Raw genomic sequence first — 24,773 nt, forward strand, 5'->3', positions numbered from 1 at the left:
GCGGAGGGCCTTTGACCCGGCAGGACGCCTTGTCAGCAACCGGGGAACAGGACGTTCATTCAATCGTTGTCTTCGGGAGTGGGAAATGAAGCCTTTTTTGCGCTGGTGTTTCGTTGCGACAGCACTCACGCTGGCAGGATGCAGCAACTCTGCCTGGCGTAAGAGTGAAGTCCTCGCGGTGCCATTGCAACCGACTTTGCAGCAGGAAGTGATTCTGGCACGCATGGAACAAATTCTTGCCAGTCGGGCTTTAACCGATGACGAACGCGCACAGCTTTTATATGAGCGCGGAGTGTTGTATGATAGTCTGGGTCTGAGGGCATTAGCGCGAAATGATTTTTCACAAGCGCTGGCAATCCGACCGGATATGCCTGAAGTATTCAATTACTTAGGCATTTATTTAACGCAGGCAGGCAATTTTGATGCTGCCTATGAAGCGTTTGATTCTGTACTTGAGCTTGATCCAACTTACAACTACGCGTACTTAAATCGCGGTATCGCATTGTATTACGGCGGTCGCGACAAGTTAGCGCAAGATGATCTGCTGGCGTTTTATCAAGACGATCCCAATGATCCTTTCCGCAGTCTGTGGCTTTATCTCGCTGAGCAGAAGCTCGATGAGAAGCAGGCGAAAGAAGCGTTAAAGCAACGCTTCGAGAAATCGGATAAAGAACAATGGGGATGGAACATTGTCGAGTTCTACCTGGGCAACATTAGCGAAGCAACGCTGATGGAACGCCTGAAGGCGGACGCAACGGATAACACCTCGCTCGCTGAGCATCTCAGTGAAACCAACTTCTATTTAGGTAAGTATTACCTAAGTCTGGGGGATTTGGACAACGCTACGGCATTGTTCAAACTGGCGGTGGCTAACAACGTTCATAACTTTGTTGAGCACCGATACGCATTGTTGGAATTATCGCTCCTGGGCCAGGACCAAGATGACCTGGCAGAATCGGACCAGCAATAGCTGACGTACACATCAGCCCGTAATCTTTTTGATTGCCATCACCTTCACGGGTGAGGGCGTTGTTGTTCGTTAATACACCTACTTTGAGCCGGTTCACACTTTTCAATGAAAATTGCAGATCAATTTCATGATGAGTTATGTAGACTGGCCGCCATTAATTTTGAGGCACACGTACTACATGGCTGAATTCGAAACCACTTTTGCAGATCTGGGCCTGAAGGCTCCTATCCTTGACGCCCTTAACGATCTGGGTTACGAAAAACCATCTCCAATCCAGGCAGAATGCATCCCGCATCTGCTGGGCGGTCGCGATGTTCTGGGTATGGCCCAGACCGGTAGCGGCAAAACCGCAGCGTTCTCCTTACCGCTGCTTAACAATCTTGATCCTGAGCTGAAGGCACCTCAGATTCTGGTGCTGGCACCGACCCGCGAACTGGCGGTTCAGGTTGCTGAAGCCATGACGGATTTCTCTAAACATATGCGCGGCGTGAACGTGGTTGCCCTGTACGGCGGCCAGCGTTATGACGTGCAGTTACGCGCCCTGCGTCAAGGGCCGCAGATCGTTGTCGGTACGCCGGGACGTCTGCTTGATCACTTAAAACGCGGCACGCTGGATCTCTCTAAACTGAGCGGTCTGGTGCTGGACGAAGCCGACGAAATGCTGCGTATGGGCTTCATCGAAGACGTTGAAACCATCATGGCGCAGATTCCTGAAGGTCATCAGACCGCACTGTTCTCTGCCACCATGCCGGAAGCGATTCGTCGCATTACCCGCCGCTTTATGAAAGAGCCGCAGGAAGTGCGCATTCAGTCCAGCGTGACCACGCGTCCTGACATCAGCCAGAGCTACTGGACTGTCTGGGGCATGCGTAAAAACGAAGCGCTGGTGCGTTTCCTGGAAGCTGAAGATTTTGATGCGGCGATTATCTTCGTTCGTACTAAAAATGCGACCCTGGAAGTGGCTGAAGCGCTGGAGCGTAGCGGTTACAACAGCGCCGCGCTGAATGGCGACATGAACCAGGCGCTGCGTGAGCAGACTCTGGAGCGTCTGAAAGACGGTCGTCTGGATATCCTGATTGCAACTGACGTTGCGGCCCGTGGCCTGGACGTTGAGCGCATCAGCCTGGTTGTAAACTACGATATCCCGATGGACTCCGAGTCTTACGTTCACCGTATCGGCCGTACCGGTCGTGCGGGTCGTGCTGGCCGCGCGCTGCTGTTCGTTGAGAACCGCGAGCGTCGTCTGCTGCGCAACATTGAACGCACCATGAAGCTGACCATCCCGGAAGTGGAACTGCCGAACGCAGAACTGCTGGGCAAACGCCGTCTGGAAAAATTTGCAGCGAAAGTTCAGCAGCAGCTGGAAAGCAGCGATCTGGATCAGTACCGCGCGCTGCTGGCGAAAATCCAGCCGACCGAAGAAGGCGAAGAGCTGGATCTCGAAACGCTGGCTGCCGCACTGCTGAAAATGGCGCAGGGCGAACGCACGCTGATCGTACCGCCGGATGCGCCGATGCGTCCTAAACGTGAATTCCGTGACCGTGATGACCGTGGTCCGCGCGATCGTAACGATCGTGGCCCGCGTGCTGATCGTGGTGATCGTGAAGATCGCCCGCGTCGTGAACGTCGTGACGTTGGCGATATGCAGCTGTACCGCATTGAAGTGGGCCGTGATGACGGTGTTGAAGTGCGTCATATCGTTGGCGCGATTGCTAACGAAGGCGACATCAGCAGCCGTTACATTGGTAACATCAAGCTGTTTGCTTCCCACTCCACCATTGAGCTGCCGAAAGGTATGCCGGGTGAGGTGTTGCAGCACTTTACGCGCACCCGCATCCTGAACAAGCCGATGAACATGCAACTGCTGGGCGATGCGCAACCGCATTCCGGTAACGAGCGTCGTGGCGGTGGTCGTAGCTTCGGTGGCGAGCGTCGTGAAGGCGGTCGTGGTTTTGGCGGCGAACGTCGTGAAGGTGGCCGTGGTGATGGTCGTCGTTTCAGCGGTGAGCGTCGTGAAGGCCGTGCGCCGCGTCGTGACGACTCCACCGGTCGTCGTCGTTTCGGCGGTGATGCGTAATTCACGCTAAATCGCGGTCTCGCACCGTAAAGTAAAATATACAGCCCCGATGATTGCGATCGGGGCTTTTTTTATTTCCTTTGTACTCGCGTACTGGTACAGTGCGACACAATAAAATGTAGTCGCAATATTATTCACTGGAGAGAGGGCTGAATGGCAACACTAACCACCACCCAAACGTCACCTTCGCTGCTTGGCGGCGTGGTGATCATCGGCGGCACCATTATTGGCGCGGGAATGTTCTCCCTGCCGGTGGTCATGTCCGGTGCGTGGTTCTTCTGGTCGATGGCGGGGTTGGTGTTTACCTGGTTCTGTATGCTGCATTCCGGGCTGATGATCCTCGAAGCCAACCTCAACTACCGGATTGGCTCCAGCTTTGACACCATCACCAAAGACCTGCTGGGTAAAGGCTGGAACGTGGTGAATGGGATCTCTATTGCCTTTGTGCTCTATATCCTGACCTACGCCTATATCTCGGCGAGCGGCTCGATTCTGCATCATACCTTTGCTGAAATGTCGCTGAACGTTCCGGCGCGGGCAGCAGGTTTTGCGTTTGCGTTGCTGGTGGCCTTTGTCGTCTGGTTGAGTACGAAAGCGGTTAGCCGGATGACGGCGATTGTGCTGGGCGCGAAAGTCATCACCTTCTTTCTGACCTTCGGCAGTCTGCTGGGGCACGTCACGCCGGCGACGCTGTTTAACGTGGCCGAAAGCAACGCGTCTTACACGCCGTACCTGCTGATGACATTGCCGTTTTGTCTGGCGTCGTTTGGTTATCACGGCAACGTACCAAGCCTGATGAAGTATTACGGTAAAGATCCGCGTACCATCGTGAAATGCCTGGTGTACGGTACGCTGATGGCGCTGGTGCTGTATACCATCTGGCTGTTGGGTACGATGGGTAATATTCCGCGCCCGGCGTTTATCGGTATTGCGCAGCAGGGCGGTAATATTGATGTGCTGGTACAGGCGCTGAGCGGCGTACTGAACAGCCGCAGTCTGGATCTGCTGCTGGTGGTGTTCTCTAACTTTGCGGTGGCGAGTTCGTTCCTCGGCGTGACGCTCGGTCTGTTTGACTATCTGGCGGATCTGTTTGGTTTTGATGATTCGGCGCTGGGGCGCTTCAAAACTGCGCTGCTGACTTTCCTGCCGCCGGTGATTGGCGGTCTGCTGTGGCCGAACGGGTTCCTGTATGCTATTGGCTATGCGGGGCTGGCGGCAACCATCTGGGCAGCCATTGTTCCGGCTCTGCTGGCGCGAGCTTCACGCCAACGCTTCGGCAGCCCGAAATTCCGCGTCTGGGGCGGCAAGCCGATGATTGCGCTGATCCTGGTATTCGGTATCGGCAACGCGCTGGTGCATATTCTGTCGAGCGTGAACCTGCTACCGGTGTACCAGTAAGTTTGTTGTGCCGGATGGCGGCTACGCCTTATCCGGCCTGAACAATCTCGTAGGCCCGGTAAGCGAAGCGCCACCGGGCAAAACAACGCACTACCCCACCAACTCTTCTTTCACCTGCATCGCCAGGTCAAACGAATGCAGCCGCGCCTGATGATCGAAAATCTGCCCGTTGACCATAATCTCATCCGCCTGCGTTTCGCGCAGAATAGATTCCAGCCCGTGACGTACTTTGGCTTTATCGCCCACCAGCGACATGCTCAGCGCCTGCTGCACGCCATATTGCTCGGACGGCGACCAGAACTGATCCATATTTTGAATTGGCGCGGGTAGCTGTCCGGTCTCACCGCGACGCAGTTTCACAAACGCCTGCTGCATAGAGGTAAACAGAAATTCCGCATCGCGATTGCTGTCAGCGGCGATGATATTGATGCACACCATCGCATACGGTTTTTCCAGCCGCGCGGACGGCTTGAACTGGGTGCGATAGAGATGCAGCGCCTGGAACAGCATATCGGGTGCGAAGTGGGAGGCGAAGGCGAACGGTAGACCACGCTGCGCCGCCAGCTGTGCGCCGTACAGGCTGGAACCCAGCAGCCACACCGGGATCTTCTCGCCATAGCCCGGAACCGGGCGTACATGCGGATTGGGATCGCGCGCGTCGAACCAGTCCACCAGTTCAGCAACGTCGCGCGGGAAATTATCAATATCGCCGTTCATATGACGGCGCAGCGCCATCATGGTGCGCTGATCGCTTCCCGGCGCGCGCCCCAGGCCCAGATCAATCCGTCCAGGATAGAGCGTATTCAGCGTACCGAACTGCTCGGCGATAACCAGCGGCGAGTGGTTGGGGAGCATCACCCCGCCAGAACCCAGATGCAATGTGGTGGTATTGGCGGCCAGATAGCCAATCAGCACCGATGTCGCTGCGCTGGCGATACCGGTCATGTTGTGATGTTCCGCCAGCCAGTAGCGGTGATAGCCGCGCCGCTCTGCCAGACGGGCGAGATCCAGTGAGTGTGAGAAGGCCTCTTTCGCAGAGGAGCCTTCGGGGATCGGTGCCAGATCCAGCAGCGAAAATGGAATGGTTTTGTCAGTCATAACGGCTCACTTTGTCGTCGGTGAATCATTTAATACTGCATTAAAATTTGATTACCGTTGTTAACAAAGTGAGCGGTATAAGGCGGGGCGCAAACATCAACTGCCTGATGGCGCTTCGCTTATCAGGCCTACAAACGCATTGTAGGCCGGATAAGGCATTTATGCCGTCATCCGGCAAGGTTCAGTTACACCTGTAGTTCCAGACCGGCCAGGCGTTTCCAGTAACCGTTGCAGTCGCTGTGCGCGGCCAGCGGCAACGGCGCGCTGCCGTTTTCATTGGCGCGGAAGGCGTCGAGCATGGCGAATGTCTCCGTACCCAGCGGGGAAAGGCGCACAATGTCGACCAGCCCCTGCATGGAGGTCAGCTCGTTGCCGAGGTTATAAACATAGCCGCTCATGGTCTGAATACCGTTAAGCACGAACACCTGCTGATTCTCCTGCGACAACACGTTACGCCCGTTCGGGTACTTGATGCAGCAGGTTTCACACTCGTCTTTCGGGCGGTCTTCCGAACGCGCGGTAAAACAGCGGGCGGAGTACGCCAGCGGCAGATGACCGTAGCTCAGCACTTCCACTTCAAACTGATTGCGGATGCCGAGCTCATCGCACTGGTTCAGCAGATTCACCAGCCAGTCGCGGGAAAGCTCGACCGGCATGCACCAGCGCACCATGCCCTGTTTAAGCAGCAGACGCAGCGTTACCGCGTTATAGCAGTTAAGCGCATGACCGGCGACAAACGGCAGCTTGCGCTCGGCGCACATATTCACGACGCCGAGGTCGCTGGCCTCCAGCAGGAAGTCGCCGTTTTCCACATAGCGTTTTAGTTCGCCTAATTCAGAGGCGGCCTGTACCAGCGCCAGCGTGGAGAGCACGACCTGCTTGCCGCTTCCGGCAAGGGATTTCGCCATATCAAGCCAGTCGCCCACTTTGGTGGCGCGGCGTTTGCTGCACACCGCTTCGCCAAGGTAAATCACGTCGGCGCTGCTGGTGGCGGCCTGCTGATAAAATGCTTCCAGCGTCTCTTTCGGCCAATAGTAAAGCACCGGCCCTAAGGAATATTTCATTGCTTCTCTCACTGCCATTTACGGTGATACGCGCCAAGCGTGGTCTGAGTGCCTTCGGACATGGAGCCAAGCGTCTCCATCCAGGCGCTTTGCGGGACGAAGTTTTGCGGGTCGGCCATGCAGCGGTCGATCGCCTGACGCCACACTTTCGCCACCTGGCTGACATACGCCGGGCTGCGCTGACGTCCTTCAATTTTCACCGAGGCGATATTCGCCGCCAGCAGGTCAGGCAGCAGTTCCAGCGTGTTGAGGCTGGTAGGTTCTTCCAGCGCGTGGTAGCGCTCGCCATCAACCAGATAGCGACCTTTACACAGCGTTGGATAACCGGCGTTCTCACCGTCCTGATAGCGGTCGATGAGCACCTCGTTCAGGCGCGATTCCAGCCCCTGGGAGGTCTGTTGCCAGCGCACGAAGCGGGCCGGAGAGCAGGCGCCAACGGTATTGGGGGATTCACCCGTCAGATAAGAGGAGAGGTAGCAACGGCCTTCCGCCATAATGCACAGGCTGCCGAAGGCGAAGACCTCCAGCGGCACGGGCGTGACGCGGGCGAGCTGTTTCACCTGATGAATGGAAAGCACGCGCGGCAGGACGACGCGCGCAACGTCAAAGTTGCGATGGTAGAAGTTAATTGCTTCTTCATTCGTTGCCGATGCCTGAACAGAGACATGGCGCTCAATATGCGGATAGCGTTCTGCTGCATACTCAAGCATAGCAAGGTCGGCCAGGATCAGCGCATCCGCGCCCAGTTGCGCCGCCATATCCACGGCACGCTGCCAGCGAACATATCCATCCGGGTGTGCAAACGTGTTAATCGCGATGTGCAGTTTACGGCGATGTTGATGGACGTAATTCACCGCTTCCTGCAATTTTTTCTCAGTAAAATTAAGACCGGCGAAGTGACGGGCGTTAGTATCATCTTTTAGCCCGATATAAACGGCATCAGCACCGTTCTCAATGGCCGCCTTAAGCGCCGGGAGATTTCCGGCAGGGCAGAGCAGCTCCATAATTATTCCTGAATGTTGCGCCGTCCAGGCCGCAAAATTGTTAACGAAGAGAGATTTTAGTTAACCTTGCTGCGACAATTTTTGATTTAAGGCAGTTAAAGGCGTATTGGTTACACCTATAACTGGGTAACAATTTCGTATCGAATTGTTGATTTACGCCGCTATGTCGTTTATCTGATATGGCAAAATAACGGGATTATTGAAACAGGGAGTAAAGCTCGTGTTGGATAAACTGCGTTCACGCTTAGTACATTTTGGCCCGTCTCTGATGAGTGTTCCGGTTAAACTGACGCCCTTTGCGCTGAAGCGCCAGGTTCTGGAACAGGTTCTGAGCTGGCAATTTCGTCAGGCGCTGGCAGATGGGGAGCTTGAGTTCCTCGAAGGCCGTTGGTTAAGTATTACGGTGCGTGATATTAACCTCAGATGGTACACCTCTGTTGAGAACGGCAAACTGATTGTCAGTCAGAACGCTGAGGCCGACGTGAGCTTTAGCGCCGATGCCAGCGACTTGTTGATGATTGCGGCGCGTAAGCAGGACCCTGATACGCTCTTCTTCCAGCGTCGTCTGGTCATTGAAGGCGATACAGAGTTAGGGCTGTATGTGAAAAACCTGATGGACGCCATCGAACTGGAGCAGATGCCGAAAGCGTTACGCATTATGCTGCTGCAACTGGCGGATTTTGTTGAGGCGGGTATGAAAACCTCGCCAGAAACCAAACAGACCTCGGTAGGTGAACCATGCTGATTCGAGTTGAAATTCCCATTGACGCGCCCGGTATCGACGCTTTGCTGCGCCGCACGTTCGAAAGCGATGCGGAAGCGAAGCTGGTGCATGACCTGCGCGAAGATGGCTTCCTGACGCTGGGTCTGGTCGCCACTGACGACGAAGGTCAGGTGGTTGGCTATGTGGCGTTTAGTCCGGTCGATGTACAGGGTGAAGACCTGCAATGGGTGGGAATGGCGCCGTTGGCGGTAGATGAAAACTACCGTGGACAAGGGCTTGCGCGCCAACTGGTCTACGAAGGACTGGATTCACTCAACGAGTTTGGCTATGCGGCGGTCGTCACGCTGGGCGAGCCGGCATTGTACAGCCGTTTCGGCTTTGAACTGGCGGCGCATTACGATCTTCATTGCCGCTGGCCGGGCACCGAAAGCGCTTTCCAGGTACACCGCCTGGCGGAAGATGCGCTGGACGGCGTGACGGGCCTGGTGGAATACCACGACCATTTCAATCGCTTTTAAGCGTTGGGGTTTGCAGGCTGGCCAGTAGCGCCTCAAACCCTTCACCTTCTGTCACGAGTCGCTCCTTCTGGCGCTTTGTGAGTCTCTTGATGCGATACTCCATGCGCAGGGCAAGCGAGCGCTCGCCGACCTGCGCCGAAAACGCCAGGGTGAGTTCCCCTTTTCCGCGCAACGCTTTTGCGCCTTTACCACTTTGATGCTGCTTATAGCGACGCGCTACATCGGTCGTAATCCCGGTGTAGAGGGCATTGTCTGCGGTGCGGATCAGATACAGATACCAGGGTGTCATCATGACCATTAGCGTGTTAATTTTCAGATGCCCAGTATAAGAGAGAATAACGATGGAAACACTCACCGCGATAAGCCGCTGGCTGGCAAAGCAGCATGTGGTCACCTGGTGCGTTCAGCATGAGGGCGAACTCTGGTGCGCAAACGCGTTTTATCTGTTTGATGCGCAAAAGGTTGCGTTTTATGTACTCACGGAAGAGAAAACGCGCCATGCGCAGATGTCCGGCCCGCGCGCGCCCGTTGCCGGAACGGTCAACGGCCAGCCGAAAACGGTGGCGCGGATTCGCGGAATACAGTTTAAAGGGGAGATCCGCAAGCTTGAGGGAGAGGAAAGCGATGCGGCGCGTCAGGCCTATCTCCGCCGCTTTCCTGTCGCCAGAATGCTGCCTGCGCCAGTATGGGAAATCCGCCTGGATGAAATCAAATTCACTGACAACACGTTGGGATTTGGCAAAAAAATGCACTGGCTACGCAGCCCGATCCGTAGCCTATAGTTAGATGAATGGTTGAGGTTATGGAGCGCGTGATGACTCAGGTGTTAATTACAGGGGCGACGGGGCTGGTGGGAGGACACCTCCTGCGGATGTTGCTTAATGAACCCCGGATTCATTCGATAGCCGCGCCCACACGCCGCCCTCTGGCGGATATGGTCGGCGTTTATAATCCTCACGATCCTCAACTGACCGATGCGCTGGCGCAGGTGACCGATCCGGTGGACATTGTTTTTTGCTGTCTGGGAACGACTCGCCGCGAGGCCGGAAGCAAAGAGGCGTTTATTCATGCGGATTATACGCTGGTGGTGGATACCGCGCTGACGGGGCGGCGGATGGGCGCCCGACATATGCTGGTCGTGAGCGCAATGGGCGCAAATGCGCGATCGCCGTTTTTCTATAACCGGGTCAAAGGTGAAATGGAAGAGGCGTTAATCGCCCAGCAATGGCCGCGCCTGACGATTGCGCGTCCCTCCATGTTGCTTGGCGACAGAGCTAAACACCGGATGAATGAAACGCTGTTTGCGCCGCTGTTCCGGCTGCTGCCGGGTAACTGGAAATCCATCGACGCCAGAGATGTGGCGCGTGCGATGCTGGAGGAGGCTCTGGCACCGGAGCAAGAAGGCGTTACCATCCTGACCTCATCCCAGTTGCGGGAAAGGGCGTTATAGCATCTGTTCACTGCCGGATGGTGGCTAACGCCTTATCCGACATGGGATTTCGTGGCGTTCTCCAGGCCCGATAAGCGCGAGCGCCACCGGGCATTTTGCCCCCATCCAATAAAAAACGACGTTTCCAAACATTTCCCAAAGGCGTAGTATTCACGGGCTTAATTATCTCAATAACTTCCTGGGGAATGCTATGGCTGGTCAGTCTTCATCTCAGGCGGTGACGCCATTTCAATGGTGGAAACCCGCACTCTTCTTTCTCGTCGTTATCGTTGGCCTCTGGTATGTGAAATGGCAGCCTTATTACGGCAAAGCCTTCACGGCTGCGGAAACGCACAGTATCGGTAAATCTATTCTGGCGCAGGCGGATGCGAACCCGTGGCGAGCTGCCTGGGACTACGCGATGATCTATTTTATCGCGGTCTGGAAGGCGGCGGTGCTGGGGGTGATCCTCGGTTCGCTGATTCAGGTGTTGATCCCGCGCGACTGGCTGCTACGTACGCTGGGGCAGTCGCGTTTTCGCGGCACGCTGTTTGGCACCCTGTTCTCGCTGCCAGGCATGATGTGTACCTGCTGCGCCGCGCCGGTGGCGGCGGGAATGCGTCGCCAGCAGGTTTCTATGGGCGGCGCGCTGGCGTTCTGGATGGGTAATCCGTTACTGAATCCGGCAACGCTGGTGTTTATGGGCTTTGTGCTCGGCTGGCATTTTGCGGCTATTCGTCTGGTTGCCGGGCTGGCGATGGTGCTGGTGGTGGCGACGCTGGTGCAGAAATGGGTGAAAGAGTCGCCGCAGGTAGACATTCCTCAGGAGATCGCCGTATCTGAACCGCAGGGCGGATTCTTTGCTCGCTGGGGAAAAGCATTGTGGGCGCTGTTCTGGAGTACGATCCCGGTTTATATCCTGGCGGTACTGGTATTAGGCGCGGCGCGCGTCTGGCTGTTCCCGCATGCCGATGGCGCAGTTGATAATACGCTGATGTGGGTTATTGCGATGGCCGTCGCGGGATGCCTGTTTGTGATCCCTACCGCCGCAGAGATTCCGATTGTACAAACGATGATGCTGGCAGGAATGGGAACCGCGCCTGCTCTGGCGCTGCTGATGACCTTGCCGGCGGTGAGTCTGCCGTCGCTGATTATGCTGCGTAAAGCCTTCCCGGCAAAAGCGTTGTGGCTTACAGGCGTACTGGTGGCGATTTCTGGGGTGATAGTGGGAAGTATTGCGCTGGTGTGAAGTGGCAATGCCGGGGGCGCTTCGCTTGCCCGGCCTACGTAAGTGCTTCTCTGTAGGCCGGATAAGGCGAAGCCGCCATCCGGCTCAATGCCCGATGGCGCTGGCGCTTACCGGGCCTACAAATGGTACTTCCCGTAGGCCGGATAAGGCGTTAGCCGCCATCCGGCTAAAACGGCGGGTTATTTGATAAACGTAAAGGCGGTGGTGACGCGTTTCACACCGCTGACCCGGCTGGCGATGTCCGCAGCGGCTTTTGATTCACGCTCGGTGACCAGACCCAACAGGAAAACCTCGCCATTTTCGGTCGTCACTTTTACGTTGGACGATTTCACCTGATCGCTGGTCAACAGCTGCGAACGCACTTTGGTGGTGATCCAGGTATCGTTCGAAGCCGTCCCAAGACCAATCGGCTGGCCCTGGCGGATTTCGTTATACACTTCCGTCGCCCCATCGACACCCATCGCAATCTGTTTTGCCCGCGAGGAGAGTTCGCTATTCGGCGACTGACCCACCAGTAATACCTTGCCCTGATACGCCGTTACGTTGATGCGCGCTTCTTTCTTGATTTGTTCGTCTTTCGACAGCGCGCTGTTTACGCGCAGCTCCAGGGTTCCGTCATCCACCTGGGTGCCAACGCTACGTGGATCGGTTGCGGCTTTCGTACCCACAGCGGCGGTTCCAACCACCGCGGCAGCGACGCAACCTTGCAACAGCAACGCAGAAATAAGGACTGCGAGTGGCGAAAATGCCTTCATATGTACTCCTTAATCATCCTGGTGAGGGAAAAGCGTGTTGTCGATCAAATCGCACAAGCAGTTTACCGTCAGCATATGCATTTCCTGAATGCGCGCGCTGTGGTGCGAGGGAATACGGATTTCAACATCCTGCGGCCCTAATAACCCGGCCAGCTCGCCCCCGTCATAGCCTGTCAACGCCACAATGGTCATATCCCGAGTGACGGCGGCCTCAACGGCCTTAACGATATCGCGACTGTTGCCACGCGTAGAAATCGCCAATAAAACATCACCGGCATGGCCCAGCGCACGGACCTGTTTTGCATAGATTTCATCATGCAGGCGATCGTTGGCAATCGCTGTTAAGACCACATTATCGGTATTAAGTGCAATAGCGGGTAAACTGGGACGTTCTGTTTCAAAACGGTTGATCATGCTGGCAGCAAAATGCTGTGCGTTGGCGGCGGAAGTACCATTACCACAACAGAGAATTTTGTTGCCGTTGAGCAGGGAGTGAACCAGCGTCATGGCGGCACGGGAAATTGCATCCGGGAGAGCTTCTGCCGCAGCAATTTGCGTTTGAATGCTTTCTGTAAAGCAGACTTTAATTCTATCGAGCACGCTAATCCTTAAATCTTCAATTATGAGCGGTCGTTAAAGGCATCCTTAAACCACTCAACATCATTTCCGGTGAAGGCTAACACATCGAACCGGCAATCCACAGTATCAAAACTCCCATTGTGGCGAGCAAGCCACAAGCGGGCGGTCTGTAATAATTTGTGTTGTTTGCTCCAGGTCACACTGGCGGCCGCGCCGCCAAACTGTGCCGAGCGGCGATAACGAACCTCAACAAAGACCGTGGTTTTTCCGTCACGCATTATCAGATCGATTTCGCCGCCGCGCTCACGCACGTTGGCGGCAACAAAACGCAGTCCCTTGCTCTCCAGCCAGCGGCGTGCGGCGGCTTCCCACACGTCGCCGGTCTGTTTACTCGTTAACTGGCGGGGACGATTTGCCCTTGCTGGTATTTGAGCCATGATAACTTCCTGTTAATCACGCAATCCTGTGTGGCGGTTAACGCCCCGGTATTACCGTTAATTTCGAAACCCGGCACCTGGCGCATCTGCGAGAAGTGGTTCGCCAGCGACCACGCGTCTACGCCCATCGCGTACATACGGGCAAGGGAGTAGTCGTTGCGTACGGCGCCGAGCGCCTGCTGCATTAACGGCATGTTGCTACCGGCCAGCATTGGGATCTCGCTGTACTGCAAGCCTTCCATCTCCAGACGGAAGTCGGGGCCGGAAGTGCCCTGCGCGCTGCGCGAGCTGGCGTACAGCGTTGCGCCGCTTTGGCTGCCGTTACGCATGGCGATCATCGGTTTAATAAACCCGATCTCTTCCGGCGTCGCCAGAATGTAGACCGCGTCAACGCGACCGCCGCCGCCAGTGATCTGCGCGTCTGTCGGCGGTGCTGGAATCGTCAGGCCGCCAATGGTGACGCCCGGCTGTGAGGGCTGGCTGGCGGCGACAGGGCTGCCCGTCAGGGCAATGCCGGAGCCGCCGTTGACGCCCATTCTCAGCTCAGCGGTAGAACCGAATTTCTGCTGCAACACCGTGCCGCCGCCCAGCTTCTGCCACTCCTGAGCGAAAGCGTTCGCCACGCGATCGCCCAGCCCGCTGCGTGGAATCAACAACAGCGGATTTTGTTTACCCTGGTCGTGAATATGATGCGCCGCGTCGCGGGCTTCGTCTTCAGGTGAGAGGGCAAAGTAGCAAATATTGGCGTGGTTCTGCACCTTCTCAGGCTGATTAAGCGCCAGGACATTCAGCGGCGTATTGCTTTTGATCAGCTCTTCAACGTTATTTTTCAGCAGCGGCCCGACAACAATGCTGGCGCCGTCCTGCTGAACCTGCGTGAGGATCTGATCCAGCGGTTGAGAGGTGGTGTCGTAGATTTTCAGTTCAGCGGAAGGGTTGGCCGGCGCGCTCGCCGTAGCGGTCTGCGCCGGGGCGCTTACCGGTTGCTCGACGGGCTGCGTTTGTTCGTCGCCGGTTAAATCGTTCACCGCCGCCTGGGAAGGGCTGGCGACGCCGTCAGCGGCTTGCGGCTGGGCAGGTTCTGCCGGCGCTGTCGGTTCCGCGACAGGCACAGTGGCAGGCTGCGCGTCCACCGGTTGCGTCCCCAGATTTTTCGCCGCTTCAAAACCTTGCTGAATGGTGCGGCCAAAAATGGCGGCCTGGCCGTTCAGCGGCAGCAGCAGGGCGATTTTGCTGGTGGAAGCCGGTTTAAAGCTTTGCACATTGACCAGTTGTGTAGGCAGCAGTTTTGCCCCTGGGTTTTGCGGGTAGCGTTTTTGCCAGTCAGCAATCCCGGCTTTCATCATGTCCGGGTCGTTACGGTTATCGAACCAGACACGCTGTAAATCCAGCCAGCCTTGCAGGACGTTTTCATCGGCGTTAATGACCAGCGCCTGAGCCTGTTCCTGGGTCATAGAGGAGAGCGCTTGCCAGGTGGCGTCCATGTTCTTCTGCTTGTCTTTTGCAGACAGCAGCGGCTCCTGGGCGATTAACGCGCGCAGCAGTGAAAGAGAAGGGCGGCCCTGGCTGGCATCAATTCTCGCCTGCCAGTAACGCGCCTGTTGGTTCTGATCCAAATCAGCCGGAGTGAGTTTTTCCAGCAGCGCCTGCGCGCCGGCGATATCTTTCTGCGCCAGTTTGATCTCAACCGCCAGCAGCGACTGTTCGCGACGCTGCGCATCGTTCAGGTTTTGCGGCAACTGGTTGAATAATTCGATGGCATGCTGGCTTTTGCCTTCTTTCAGCAGTGCACGAATGGCGAGTAATTGCCAGTTGGTCTTGCTATCATCTGAACTTTGCTGCATTTGTTGCAGATAAAAGCCGGAATCAGCTTGTGCCGTGCCCTGCATATGGGCAGCACTTTGATCCGGCGCCTGGGTGCCACAGCCCGCGAAAATCAATGCTGCCAGAATGACAGGCAGCGCGCGCGCGGCTTTCAAACGAGAAAATGTTGAGGGTACCATACTGTATCCAGTGATATTTTTTACGCAATGCTCAATATTAAATCGGCAATACGGACGACACAATGAAACAAAACGAATCGGCGGATAATTCTCAGGGCCAACTCTATATTGTACCTACTCCTATCGGGAATTTGGCTGATATTACCCAACGAGCGCTCGAAGTTTTGCAAGCCGTTGATTTAATTGCCGCTGAAGACACTCGTCATACCGGGCTATTGTTACAACACTTCGCGATTAACGCCCGTTTGTTCGCTTTACATGACCACAATGAGCAGCAAAAAGCCGAGACGCTGGTGGCGAAGCTAAAAGAGGGGCAGAACATTGCGCTGGTTTCTGATGCCGGAACGCCATTGATCAATGATCCGGGTTACCATCTGGTGCGCACCTGTCGTGAAGCTGGCATCCGTGTGGTTCCGTTGCCGGGGCCGTGCGCCGCGATTGCCGCGCTGAGCGCCGCCGGGTTGCCGTCCGATCGTTTTTGCTATGAAGGTTTTCTGCCCGCTAAATCGAAAGGCCGCCGTGATGCGCTGAAAGCGATTGAAGCAGAACCACGGACGCTGATTTTTTATGAATCCACACACCGCTTGCTGGACAGCCTGGAAGATATGGTCGCCGTGTGGGGAGAATCTCGCTACGTGGTGCTGGCGCGTGAGCTGACCAAAACCTGGGAGACCATTTACGGCGCGCCGGTCGGCGAACTGCTGGCATGGGTGAAAGAGGACGAAAACCGCCGCAAGGGGGAAATGGTACTGATTGTCGAAGGGCACAAAGCCCAGGACGATGCGCTTCCCGCCGACGCGCTGCGAACGCTGGCGTTGTTACAGGCGGAACTACCGCTGAAAAAGGCCGCCGCTCTTGCCGCCGAAATCCACGGCGTGAAAAAGAACGCGCTGTATAAGTATGCGCTGGAGCAGCAGGGGGAGTAAGTGTGAAAGTCGGGCGGCCGCCATTTACTGCCCTGGCTGGCCGCATCAGAGGAAAAACAGTGTTACCCGGTGGGGATAACACTGTTTGTACAAGGATTAGTAATGCTTCAGCATCCTGTCGATGGCGTGTTCCAGCCAATAGCGCTGGGTGCCGAAGTTAATCCGTAAATAGTTTTCACCGTTTTGCACGTAGTGGCTGCCATCTTCGATCACCACTCCTGCCTGTTGAGCAAAGTGCTGTGTCAGTTGCGTTGCGCTGCGCTCATCCGCACTCACGTCAATCCATGCGAGATATGACGATTCCGGTGTCATCATTTTCCAGTCGGGAAAGTGGGTCTTAATGGCGTCAGCCAGATATACGGCGTTGCCGCGCAGATATCCATTCAGCGCATCCAGCCATGCAAGCCCCTGCTGATAGGCAAGAATGATTCCCCAGACACCGAAGATATTCGGTGAGGTGATGGAGTTCTTCTCAAGCTGCTGGCGAAAACGCTGCCTCAGCGTCTCATTCGGGATGATGGAATAAGAGGTTTTCAGCCCGCCTAAGTTGAAAGCTTTGTTGGGCGAGGTCAGGACAATAACGTTATCCAGTGCGGCGCACCCCGATGACAAGCAACTGACGAACTTACCATCAAGAATGTGCTCGGCATGGACTTCGTCAACGACCAGGATCACGCCATAGCGTTTGCATAAATCAGAGACCAGACGGATCTCATCCGCACGCCAGATCCTTCCTGAAGGGTTATGCGGCGAACAGAAGAACCATAGCTTTGGACGATGCGTTTTAAGCTGGTCTTCGATCAATTCAACATCAAGATGATAGCGGTTCTCTTCCACGCGAAGCGGGCTGGCGAGAACATGCACATTCTGCCGCTGCGCCGCCATCGCAAAAGGGTCATAGACCGGCGTATTCATCATCACGCTATCGCCCGGTTGGCAGAATGCCTGAACCGTGTAGTGCAGTGTAGAAACGGTGCCGTAGGTTAGCGTGATCCAGTCACGCTGAACATTTACCTGATGGCGCTCATACTGGAAGGTAATGACCGCGTCATAAAACGCATCGAAACAGTAGGTGTAGCCAAATGTTCCGTGCTGGACGATACGCTGGAAGCCGTCAATCACCGCAGGAGGTGAGGTGAAATCCATGTCCGCAATCCATAGCGGAATAAAGTCTTTTGGTACGGCGCCAAACCGCGAGCAGACAAACGGATGATCCCACTTGCGGCATTTATCACTTTGACGCTCGATGATACTGTCGAAATCGAACATTCCAGACTCCTGTTAGATTAAGGCTTCAATGCCTGTTTTCACGCTTTGCACCTGTGGCCCAATAATGACCTGAACGCTATGCGCATCCAGTACAACGACGGAGAGCGCCCCGGCGTTTTTTAATGTTTGTTGATCCACTTTGGACATATCTTTCACCACCAGGCGTAAACGGGTAATACAGTTATCCAGAGAATCGATATTTTCTTTCCCACCCAGCGCATTCAAAATAACACCGTGATCATATTTTGATTTGCCGCGTGCTTTGGTATTTGCTGCAACAGCCTGGGCTGCATCATCTGAAGAGTCCTCACGGCCTGGTGTTTTAATATCATGCTTAAGAATGTACCAGCGGAAAACAAAGAAGTAGATCCCAAACCAAACGATACCAACCGGGAATAATAAATACCATTTCGTTGATGTTCCTTGCATCACACCGAAAATTAACAAATCCAGAATGCCGCCGTCCGTATTACCAATGGTGACGCCAAGAATTGCCATGACCATCAAAGCCAACCCAGACATTACAATATGGAAGGCATACAGCGCTGGGGCAATAAAGAGGAATAAAAATTCAATAGGCTCGGAGATACCAGTGATAACCGAAACTAAAACACCGGAAAGTAACAGTCCTTTAATCACCGGGCGGTTTTCGGGTTTGGCCGTTCTGTAGATAGCATATGCTACGGCAGGCAAACCAAAAATAAATGTCGGCATAAAGCCCTGAGATAAGAAGGCCGTTACATGTGGGCTGAAGGGAAGGCCAGCTTTTAGCTCGGCATAAAAAATATTGAGCGCCCCGGCGACTTCATGGCCGTTAACGAACTCCGTTCCGCCAGCCGGGGTGAAACGCACCATAGCTAACAGGATATGATGAAGGCCGAAAGGCTTGAGCAGCAGCACGCCTACACCGTATAAGAATGGGCCAAATACGCTGGTGCTCTGAATGATATGTCCGATACCGGCAATACCCATCGCGACGTAGGTCCAGAGTAATGGAATCGCTAACCCCACCAGAGACATTGTCAGCGAGGTGATAATAGGGACGAAACGAATGCCGCTAAAGAAAGCGAAAGCGTCATGCAAGACGGTATCCTGGAAACGCTCGTGCAGGAAATAGGTGATAACGCCAGCGATGATGCCGCCCAGCACGCCCATCTCTAATGTCTGAATGCCTAATACGATGGATTGCCCGACCTGTTTCATTGTCGCGGCATCCGCAATCTGGTGTGTCGCGGTCAGGTAATAATTGATACTCATATTCATCAGCATATAGCCGACAAAACCTGAAAAAGCGCCAACGGCTTTATTCCGTTTAGCCATTCCCATTGGAATAGCAATAGCAAACATGACAGGTAAATAAGTAAAAGCAAATCCACCTACCATTGCAATAAAACCAAAAGTTAATTGGGTAAGTTCTCCTCCCAGGAATGGAAAGCTTTTTATTGTCGACGGACTGGTAATTGAACTGCCTACACCTAATAATAACCCCATAAATGCAAGCAGCGATACGGGGAACATAAATGTTTTACCCAGGCTTTGAAAAAATTCCCATAACCTCGATTTAAAGGACTTTTCCTGTGTCATGTAGAGTACTCCATGATTTTCATCAGTATAATATGAAGGTCATGAGGAATTAATCATGACCTTTTGAAATTGCGAAGTAAGTTGTTTTTATATGTTTATTGATTCAATTCGAAAACAAAGATTAACAATGCGAAGGTTGCAGTAACTTTTTGTAGGATCCGCAAACCGTTATTTTACTTCTGACGACGTCTTTCATCGCATCCATGCCCACGCGCATGTAATAACGCGGATCGTTGCCATCAGGGTTTTCACTGAACCATTTTTTAACCGCTGCGGCGAAAGCGATTTTCAACTCCGTTGCAACGTTCACTTTGCATATGCCGAGTTCAATGGCCCGTCTCACCAGCTCATCAGGTACATCGCTTGCGCCGTGCAGCACCAGTGGGATATCAACCACTTCGCGAATCTCAGCCAGACGCTGGAAATCGATTTTAGGACGTTTGGTGTAAAGGCCGTGTGCAGTACCGATTGCCACAGCGAGGCTGTCGACACCGGTGAGTTCGACAAAGCGTTTCGCTTCCTGCGGATCGGTCAGGAAGGCGCTTTCTGCATCGACGCTCATGTCGTCTTCCACGCCGCCCAGACGTCCCAGTTCAGCTTCCACGCTGCAATCGCGCGCGTGACAGAAATCCACCACCGATTTCACCAGCTTCACGTTTTCTTCAAACGGGAAGTGGCTACCGTCGATCATGGCGCTGCGTACGCCGGCATTGACCTTGCGGCGGATATCTTCCAGCGACTCATGGTGATCGAGATGCAGCGCCAGCGGTATGTCATAGCTGTTGGAGTAAGCGCTGCATAGCGCGTAGATCTCTTCCAGCGCAATATGCTTAAAGGTGCCAGGCGTACCGGCGAGGATCACGGGGGATTGCATTTCACTGCAAACTTCGAGGATCGCCTGGATCGTTTCGGCGTTATGGATGTTGAATGCAGGGACAGCGTAACCTTTCGTCTGGGCATCTTGCAGGAGGTACTTGGTGGAAATAATGCTCATGATGCGATCCTCTTAGGCATTCCAGGGATGGATAACAACACCTTGCACCACACGGTTAACCGTGCCGCTGGCGGATGGGGTGTCCGGGGTGTTTCCGACGCTGATGGATTGCGTGAGTGCGAACACCTGCGCGTAGATCAGGAAGCAGAAAGCCAGTTCTGTATCAATAAAAGCGCGCGATGGCGGCAGCAGGATATGTGGGCCTGCGTCGATGACAGGATTGCTTTCAGCGGCGATTGCGACGACGCGCAGTGCCTGTTGATCGCGGCGCAGTTCCGCTAACAGATCGAGATCGTACTGACGGGTGTAGGGATGGCTGGAGATAAACACCACGACCAGCGTTTCGTTATCAACCAGCGATTTCGGGCCGTGACGGAAACCCGTCGGCGAGTCGTAAAATGCAGCCAGCTTACCGGCTGTCAGCTCCAGAACTTTGAGCGCAGATTCACGCGCAGCGCCCTGTAACCCGCCACTACCGAGGTAAACGATCCGTTTCCAGGGCTCATTGCCAAAAACGCCTTTGCTGAAATCACCGAGCGAGCTGAGGATCGTCTGGCAGCGATCCGCAACATCGCGGAAGGTCTGGTTGTTGATCATATCGGGTGCGAACACCGCCAGACAGCTCGCCATCATGGTGGTGATGCTGCTGGTCATCGCAAAGCCGCGATCGTGCGTTTCAGCAGGCATCAACAATGCGAAGGCGTTATCGCTGTCGACGGCATTTTGATACAGATTTCCGGCTTCATTGCAGGTGATCGAAAGGTGATAGCACTCAGGCACAAACTGATTTGCCAGCTCAACGGCGGCAACGCTTTCCGGGCTGTTGCCGGAGCGGGCGAAGGAGACCAGCAGTAACGGATGTGCGGGCGTCAGGTAATCCATTGGATTTGTGACGAGGTCAGTGGTGGGTACGGCCGTGATGTTTTTCCCGGTGTGGCGTGAAAGCCAGGGGGCGATGATATCGCCGATAAACGCGGAAGTGCCTGCGCCGGTCAGTATGATCCGCAGATCGTTTTTGCACAGCAATGGCGTCAGGAAACGATCAATGGCCGATCGAATACTGCTGATGTTATTAAGTGAGCGGATCCAACTGGCCGGTTGTTGACGGATCTCTTCTTCCGTCCAGGTGCCGGTAACGGAGGTGCGAGTTTCTGGCATAACATAGTCCTTAGTCTTGTGAACTCCACTCAGCCGTTGGTATTGTGCCTTTGACTTTCGTTTCGTTTCACTTGTTCTGCTGTTCAGTTAAATAAAATCTATAGAAAAGAAATCGAAAGTTCAATGATGCAAAGTGAAATAAAACGAAAAATGTGATCGATGAAACGAAGGGTGTGGTTATCTCATTGATATATAACGTGTTGGCTTTAACTTACGTTATCTAAGGATTTCCTTAGCGAAAGAAAAAGAAAGGCCTCATGACGTTACGTCTAAGGCCAATATGACAGAGAATGAAAGGTCTACAAGGCGAAGGGCTGCCCCTGAATCCAGACACGCTGGAGATGCAGGCCATTGTCCAGCGCGATGAGGCTGGCGCATTTGCCTGGCTCGATCGATCCCAACTGGCGATCGATGCCAAGCAGGCGTGCAGGATGCAGTGAGGCCATATGGATAGCTTCTTCTGGCGTCGCGCCAGCGTGTTTGACCATATTTCGCACGGCGGTATCAATCGAGAGCGTACTGCCCGCCAGCCCACCGGACGCGGTGCGTACAATGCCGCCACGCATTTCGACGTCGTAGCCGCAAATATCATATTGCCCGTCAGGCATACCTGCTGCGCGCATCGCATCGGTGATTAATACAACCCGCGTTTTCGCGTAGCCACAGCACAGACGCAGTGCCGCAGGATGGACATGATGCCCGTCGGCGATAAGCTCCAGCCACGCACGCGTATCGGTTAACCCGGCGCCCACCATTCCAGGTTCCCGATGGTGTAATCCGCTCATACCGTTAAAACAATGCACCAGCCCGTCTGCACCGGCATCAAATGCGGCGCAGGTCTGTTCGTACGTTGCCGCGCTATGGCCTAACATGACGCGTACGCCGCGTTGTTTGAGATGTTGAATCGCTTGCAGTGCGCCAGGTTTTTCCGGCGCCAGCGCGACGATGCGCAAGGTGTTCTGTGAGACGGCTATCAGGTCGTCCAGCTCGGCAAGATCCAATTCACGAAACAGTTCAGGCGGATGAGCCCCTTTGTTCTGCGGCGTGAACCAGGGGCCTTCCAGATAACTACCCAGCACCTGCGCGCCGGGGCCGCCGGACTGACAGCGTCGGGCAATACGTTCCAGCGCATTGTGGATAGCATCCAACGGTGCAGTGACCGTCGTGGGAAGCCAACCTCCCACGCCTTCGCGCGCTTTATGCAACGCCAGTTTATCGAGCGTCTCCGGCGCGTCGTCCATGACATCCAGACCTGCGCCACCGTGAACATGAGTATCAATATATGCCGGGCACAGTAGCTCTGCATCACGCACTGTGATTCCTGGGGGAACGGGCTCTATTGCCGCAATAACGCCTTTCTCAATACGGAGTTGGTGATCGTCAAGCCAGCCCTGCTCGGTCAACACGCGTCGGGCGCGCAGCAACTGGCTCATATCCCTTCCTCTATGGCGTTTTCTTCGCGACAGCGCCCCAGCTCATCCACCAGACTGGTCAGGCCGCGATGCCCGCACTCCAGCGCCTGCTGGCGAAAGGCTTCGCTGGTTAATCCTTCGCGTTCCAGCACCATCTCCAGAAGGAGCTGTAAATTCGTGCCGGTGATCACTTCCCGTCCCGGTTTCTGTAACGCCAGTGTTGATGCCACCCGAAAAGGCGTACCGCCCAACAGGTCAGTCAGAAACACGATATCCTCCCGGTCGTCCAGTTCACCAACGGCCTGCTCAAGCTGTGAGGTGAGCAGCGCGGTCGTTGATGCTTCCGGGAAGTCGATGGCGATAAATTGCGACTGCTCGCCAAGGATCTGCTTCATCGCTTTTTCCATCCCGCTGGCAAATCCGCCGTGCCCCGTCAAAATAATGCCTAACATCTCAAACCTCTTTGTATTTACAGGAAGTGACAGAATTTACCGACTACACCCAGAACGACGGTGATACCAATAAGGCGTAGCGGGCTCCAGCCGCGGCGTACCAGCCAGAACATGGTCAGGGTATAGACCAGCGGTAAAAATGCGGGCATGAGCTTATCGATAACGTCGGCCTGTAATTTAACAACCGCATCACCGGCCTTGATTTCAAGCGTGGTGTTCAGACGAACATAGGTTGCCACCAGCGCGCCAATCACCGTCATCCCAACGATAGACGCCGCATGACCCACTTTCCGGGTGTTCGCTTTGATAAGCGGAATGGCCGCGACCCCCATCCGATAAGCATAGTGCGCCAGGCCAAAACGCAGGCCGAGGTGAACCACGTTGAACAGAACAATAAAGACGACGGCGCCGAGGATAGAACCTTGCAGTGCGAGACTGGCTCCAATACCGCCGCAAATGGGCAGCAATGTCAGCCAGAACATCGCATCGCCAATTCCGCCGAGCGGGGCGCCAACGGCAATTTTGGTACTCTGAATGCTGTTCACATCCTGCTTGGAGCGCTCCATCGCGAGGATAATGCCGATCACAAACGTCACCAGAAATGGATGGGTGTTGAAGAAACCCATATGGCCCTTCATTGCACGCGCTAAATCACGTTTGTTGGTATGGATCTTTTTCAGGGCGGGCAGTAAACCGTACAGCCAGCCAGATGCCTGCATACGCTCGTAGTTAAAGGAAGCCTGCAACAACATGGAACGCCAGGCCACGCGGTTGATATCCTTTTTCGTCAGTTCAGTGCCGATACTTTGGTCTTCATAGACGTTTTCGTTTACGCCGGACAGCAGCGTCTCGTCAGTGTCGGAGACGTTTGGTAGCGTGGTTTGATTAGATGCCATCTTCGAATTCCTCTTTCTGTGCCGCAGGTTGAGTCGGTTCAGGAGATTTACGCAGCAGGTCGATCAATGCCATTGCGAGGGCCGCAGCGGCGATGGCCAGCACCGGAAGTTTGAGCCAGGCCGCGGCAACGAAACCGATGATGAAATAGGGGATATAGACATTTTTCATCATGATTTTCAGCAGTACGGCGAAACCGATAGCAGGCATAATGCCGCCTGCGACGCCAAGCCCGTCAATCAGACGTTCCGGTAGCACATCAATGGCGGTTTTCGCATGTTCCGCCCCAAAGTAAATCGGCAGGAAGGCGCAGAGGAAGTAGAAGATGCCTAACGCCAGCAGCGCCAGATAGTTTACTCGTTCAATGCCGTGGGTGTCAGCGTTAGCCGCCATACGGTCGCAGCGGGACATTACGCCAGACATCACTGAGAACAGGAAGGTAATCCCCATTTGTACGGCGACGGCAAACGGTACGGCGACACCCACGGCGACATCGGGTTTCACACCGGTCGTAATCGCAAACGTCGTTCCCACGATCGTGCCGATAATCACGTTTGGCGGCTGTGCGCCAGCTAAAGGCGCCAGGCCCATCCACACCAGTTCCAGCGTACCACCCGTCAAAATACCGGTATGCAGATCGCCCAGAATCAGGCCGACCAGCGGCCCAAGCACCACCGGACGGTGCATATGCGTTAACCCGTTGAACATATCCAGGCCTGCGATAAAGGCGAGAATACCCAACGCAAAAGCCTGCAACAGACTGATTTCCATTGTGAATC

Annotated in this window: 26 protein-coding genes; 10 read left to right on the plus strand and 16 right to left on the minus strand. The window is 54.8% G+C overall.

Annotated features, from left to right (window positions below):
• Nucleotides 1-85 precede the first annotated feature (85 nt).
• The 4 genes from nlpI to mtr all read left to right on the plus strand — a co-directional run bounded on the left by nlpI (nt 86) and on the right by mtr (nt 4,445).
• Nucleotides 86-970, plus strand: a complete 885-nt coding sequence (gene nlpI / locus FD428_RS02720; RefSeq protein WP_012135296.1) for a lipoprotein NlpI — start codon at nt 86-88, stop codon at nt 968-970.
• A 105-nt stretch (nt 971-1,075) separates the two neighbouring features.
• A complete protein-coding gene (gene yrbN / locus FD428_RS02725; RefSeq protein ID WP_010723222.1) occupies nt 1,076-1,156 on the plus strand; it encodes a protein YrbN in 81 nt (26 codons plus the stop codon).
• Nucleotides 1,149-3,047, plus strand: a complete 1,899-nt coding sequence (deaD, locus tag FD428_RS02730; protein ID WP_024130983.1) for an ATP-dependent RNA helicase DeaD — start codon at nt 1,149-1,151, stop codon at nt 3,045-3,047. Before yrbN ends, deaD begins: the two co-directional genes overlap by 8 nt.
• Nucleotides 3,048-3,200: 153 nt before the next feature.
• Entirely contained in the window at nt 3,201-4,445 is a 1,245-nt protein-coding gene (gene mtr, locus FD428_RS02735) for a tryptophan permease (protein ID WP_114848367.1), read from the plus strand.
• A 90-nt stretch (nt 4,446-4,535) separates the two neighbouring features.
• Here mtr and FD428_RS02740 read toward each other — a convergent pair whose 3' ends face one another.
• The 3 genes from FD428_RS02740 to FD428_RS02750 form a co-directional block, all read right to left on the minus strand.
• Nucleotides 4,536-5,543, minus strand: a complete 1,008-nt coding sequence (locus FD428_RS02740) for an LLM class flavin-dependent oxidoreductase (RefSeq protein WP_012135293.1) — start codon at nt 5,541-5,543, stop codon at nt 4,536-4,538.
• A 185-nt stretch (nt 5,544-5,728) separates the two neighbouring features.
• Entirely contained in the window at nt 5,729-6,607 is an 879-nt protein-coding gene (locus tag FD428_RS02745) for a U32 family peptidase (protein ID WP_114848366.1), read from the minus strand.
• An 8-nt stretch (nt 6,608-6,615) separates the two neighbouring features.
• A complete protein-coding gene (locus FD428_RS02750; RefSeq protein WP_047461020.1) occupies nt 6,616-7,611 on the minus strand; it encodes a peptidase U32 family protein in 996 nt (331 codons plus the stop codon).
• 220 nt (nt 7,612-7,831) lie between these two features.
• Between FD428_RS02750 and FD428_RS02755 the strand changes: the two genes are divergently transcribed.
• The gene (locus FD428_RS02755) at nt 7,832-8,356 is read left to right on the plus strand and encodes an SCP2 domain-containing protein (RefSeq protein ID WP_024130981.1); all 525 of its coding nucleotides are present in this window, start codon (nt 7,832-7,834) and stop codon (nt 8,354-8,356) included.
• A complete protein-coding gene (locus FD428_RS02760) occupies nt 8,350-8,853 on the plus strand; it encodes a GNAT family N-acetyltransferase (protein ID WP_012135286.1) in 504 nt (167 codons plus the stop codon). Before FD428_RS02755 ends, FD428_RS02760 begins: the two co-directional genes overlap by 7 nt.
• On the opposite strand, the gene FD428_RS02765 is transcribed toward FD428_RS02760, so the two are convergent.
• The gene (locus tag FD428_RS02765; protein WP_024130980.1) at nt 8,840-9,142 is read right to left on the minus strand and encodes a GIY-YIG nuclease family protein; all 303 of its coding nucleotides are present in this window, start codon (nt 9,140-9,142) and stop codon (nt 8,840-8,842) included. The two genes, FD428_RS02760 and FD428_RS02765, sit on opposite strands and share 14 nt — an antisense overlap.
• A 52-nt stretch (nt 9,143-9,194) precedes the next feature.
• Here FD428_RS02765 and FD428_RS02770 point away from each other — a divergent pair, with 52 nt between their 5' ends.
• The 3 genes from FD428_RS02770 to FD428_RS02780 all read left to right on the plus strand — a co-directional run bounded on the left by FD428_RS02770 (nt 9,195) and on the right by FD428_RS02780 (nt 11,531).
• Nucleotides 9,195-9,635, plus strand: a complete 441-nt coding sequence (locus FD428_RS02770) for a YhbP family protein (protein WP_012135284.1) — start codon at nt 9,195-9,197, stop codon at nt 9,633-9,635.
• Nucleotides 9,636-9,667: 32 nt separating this feature from the next.
• On the plus strand, nt 9,668-10,303 hold the full coding sequence (locus FD428_RS02775; protein WP_114848365.1) for an NAD(P)H-binding protein: 636 nt from the start codon (nt 9,668-9,670) through the stop codon (nt 10,301-10,303).
• Between the two features lie 190 nt (nt 10,304-10,493).
• On the plus strand, nt 10,494-11,531 hold the full coding sequence (locus FD428_RS02780) for a permease (RefSeq protein WP_114848364.1): 1,038 nt from the start codon (nt 10,494-10,496) through the stop codon (nt 11,529-11,531).
• 179 nt (nt 11,532-11,710) lie between these two features.
• On the opposite strand, the gene dolP is transcribed toward FD428_RS02780, so the two are convergent.
• From dolP to FD428_RS02800, 4 genes are read right to left on the minus strand one after another with little or no spacing between them, the layout of a single operon-like run.
• Nucleotides 11,711-12,286 (minus strand): division/outer membrane stress-associated lipid-binding lipoprotein, encoded by a 576-nt coding sequence (dolP, locus tag FD428_RS02785; RefSeq protein WP_012135280.1) that lies wholly within the window; start codon nt 12,284-12,286, stop codon nt 11,711-11,713.
• A gap of 9 nt (nt 12,287-12,295) precedes the next feature.
• Nucleotides 12,296-12,886 (minus strand): DnaA initiator-associating protein DiaA, encoded by a 591-nt coding sequence (gene diaA / locus FD428_RS02790; RefSeq protein ID WP_012135279.1) that lies wholly within the window; start codon nt 12,884-12,886, stop codon nt 12,296-12,298.
• 20 nt (nt 12,887-12,906) lie between these two features.
• A complete protein-coding gene (locus tag FD428_RS02795; protein WP_047461029.1) occupies nt 12,907-13,302 on the minus strand; it encodes a YraN family protein in 396 nt (131 codons plus the stop codon).
• On the minus strand, nt 13,260-15,305 hold the full coding sequence (locus FD428_RS02800; RefSeq protein ID WP_114848363.1) for a penicillin-binding protein activator: 2,046 nt from the start codon (nt 15,303-15,305) through the stop codon (nt 13,260-13,262). Before FD428_RS02800 ends, FD428_RS02795 begins: the two co-directional genes overlap by 43 nt.
• 62 nt (nt 15,306-15,367) lie before the next feature.
• Here FD428_RS02800 and rsmI point away from each other — a divergent pair, with 62 nt between their 5' ends.
• Nucleotides 15,368-16,231 (plus strand): 16S rRNA (cytidine(1402)-2'-O)-methyltransferase, encoded by an 864-nt coding sequence (gene rsmI / locus FD428_RS02805; protein WP_047461036.1) that lies wholly within the window; start codon nt 15,368-15,370, stop codon nt 16,229-16,231.
• Nucleotides 16,232-16,327: 96 nt separating this feature from the next.
• Here the strand turns inward: rsmI and FD428_RS02810 are convergent, their stop codons facing one another.
• The 8 genes from FD428_RS02810 to agaW all read right to left on the minus strand — a co-directional run bounded on the left by FD428_RS02810 (nt 16,328) and on the right by agaW (nt 24,765).
• Nucleotides 16,328-17,500 carry a MalY/PatB family protein gene (locus tag FD428_RS02810; protein ID WP_110493759.1) on the minus strand — a complete coding sequence of 391 codons (1,173 nt, stop codon included), beginning with the start codon at nt 17,498-17,500 and terminating at the stop codon, nt 16,328-16,330.
• 12 nt (nt 17,501-17,512) lie between these two features.
• Complete coding sequence (gene malX, locus FD428_RS02815) at nt 17,513-19,084, minus strand: maltose/glucose-specific PTS transporter subunit IIBC (RefSeq protein WP_012135274.1); 1,572 nt, start codon at nt 19,082-19,084, stop codon at nt 17,513-17,515.
• Between the two features lie 121 nt (nt 19,085-19,205).
• Nucleotides 19,206-20,078 carry a tagatose-bisphosphate aldolase subunit KbaY gene (gene kbaY, locus FD428_RS02820; RefSeq protein ID WP_049008854.1) on the minus strand — a complete coding sequence of 291 codons (873 nt, stop codon included), beginning with the start codon at nt 20,076-20,078 and terminating at the stop codon, nt 19,206-19,208.
• Nucleotides 20,079-20,090: 12 nt separating this feature from the next.
• Nucleotides 20,091-21,236: an AgaS family sugar isomerase gene (locus FD428_RS02825; protein ID WP_114848362.1), complete on the minus strand. Its 1,146-nt coding sequence runs from the start codon at nt 21,234-21,236 to the stop codon at nt 20,091-20,093.
• A 299-nt stretch (nt 21,237-21,535) separates the two neighbouring features.
• Nucleotides 21,536-22,669, minus strand: coding sequence for an N-acetylglucosamine-6-phosphate deacetylase (nagA, locus tag FD428_RS02830; protein WP_114848361.1), 1,134 nt, complete (start codon nt 22,667-22,669; stop codon nt 21,536-21,538).
• The gene (gene agaF / locus FD428_RS02835) at nt 22,666-23,100 is read right to left on the minus strand and encodes a PTS galactosamine/N-acetylgalactosamine transporter subunit IIA (RefSeq protein ID WP_110493762.1); all 435 of its coding nucleotides are present in this window, start codon (nt 23,098-23,100) and stop codon (nt 22,666-22,668) included. Before agaF ends, nagA begins: the two co-directional genes overlap by 4 nt.
• Before the next feature lie 17 nt (nt 23,101-23,117).
• The gene (agaE, locus tag FD428_RS02840) at nt 23,118-23,996 is read right to left on the minus strand and encodes a PTS N-acetylgalactosamine transporter subunit IID (protein WP_012135269.1); all 879 of its coding nucleotides are present in this window, start codon (nt 23,994-23,996) and stop codon (nt 23,118-23,120) included.
• On the minus strand, nt 23,986-24,765 hold the full coding sequence (gene agaW, locus FD428_RS02845; RefSeq protein WP_012135268.1) for a PTS N-acetylgalactosamine transporter subunit IIC: 780 nt from the start codon (nt 24,763-24,765) through the stop codon (nt 23,986-23,988). Before agaW ends, agaE begins: the two co-directional genes overlap by 11 nt.
• Between the last annotated feature and the right edge of the window lie 8 nt (nt 24,766-24,773).

The organism is Citrobacter sp. TBCP-5362 (genome assembly GCF_005406305.1).
GTDB lineage: Bacteria > Pseudomonadota > Gammaproteobacteria > Enterobacterales > Enterobacteriaceae > Citrobacter_B > Citrobacter_B koseri.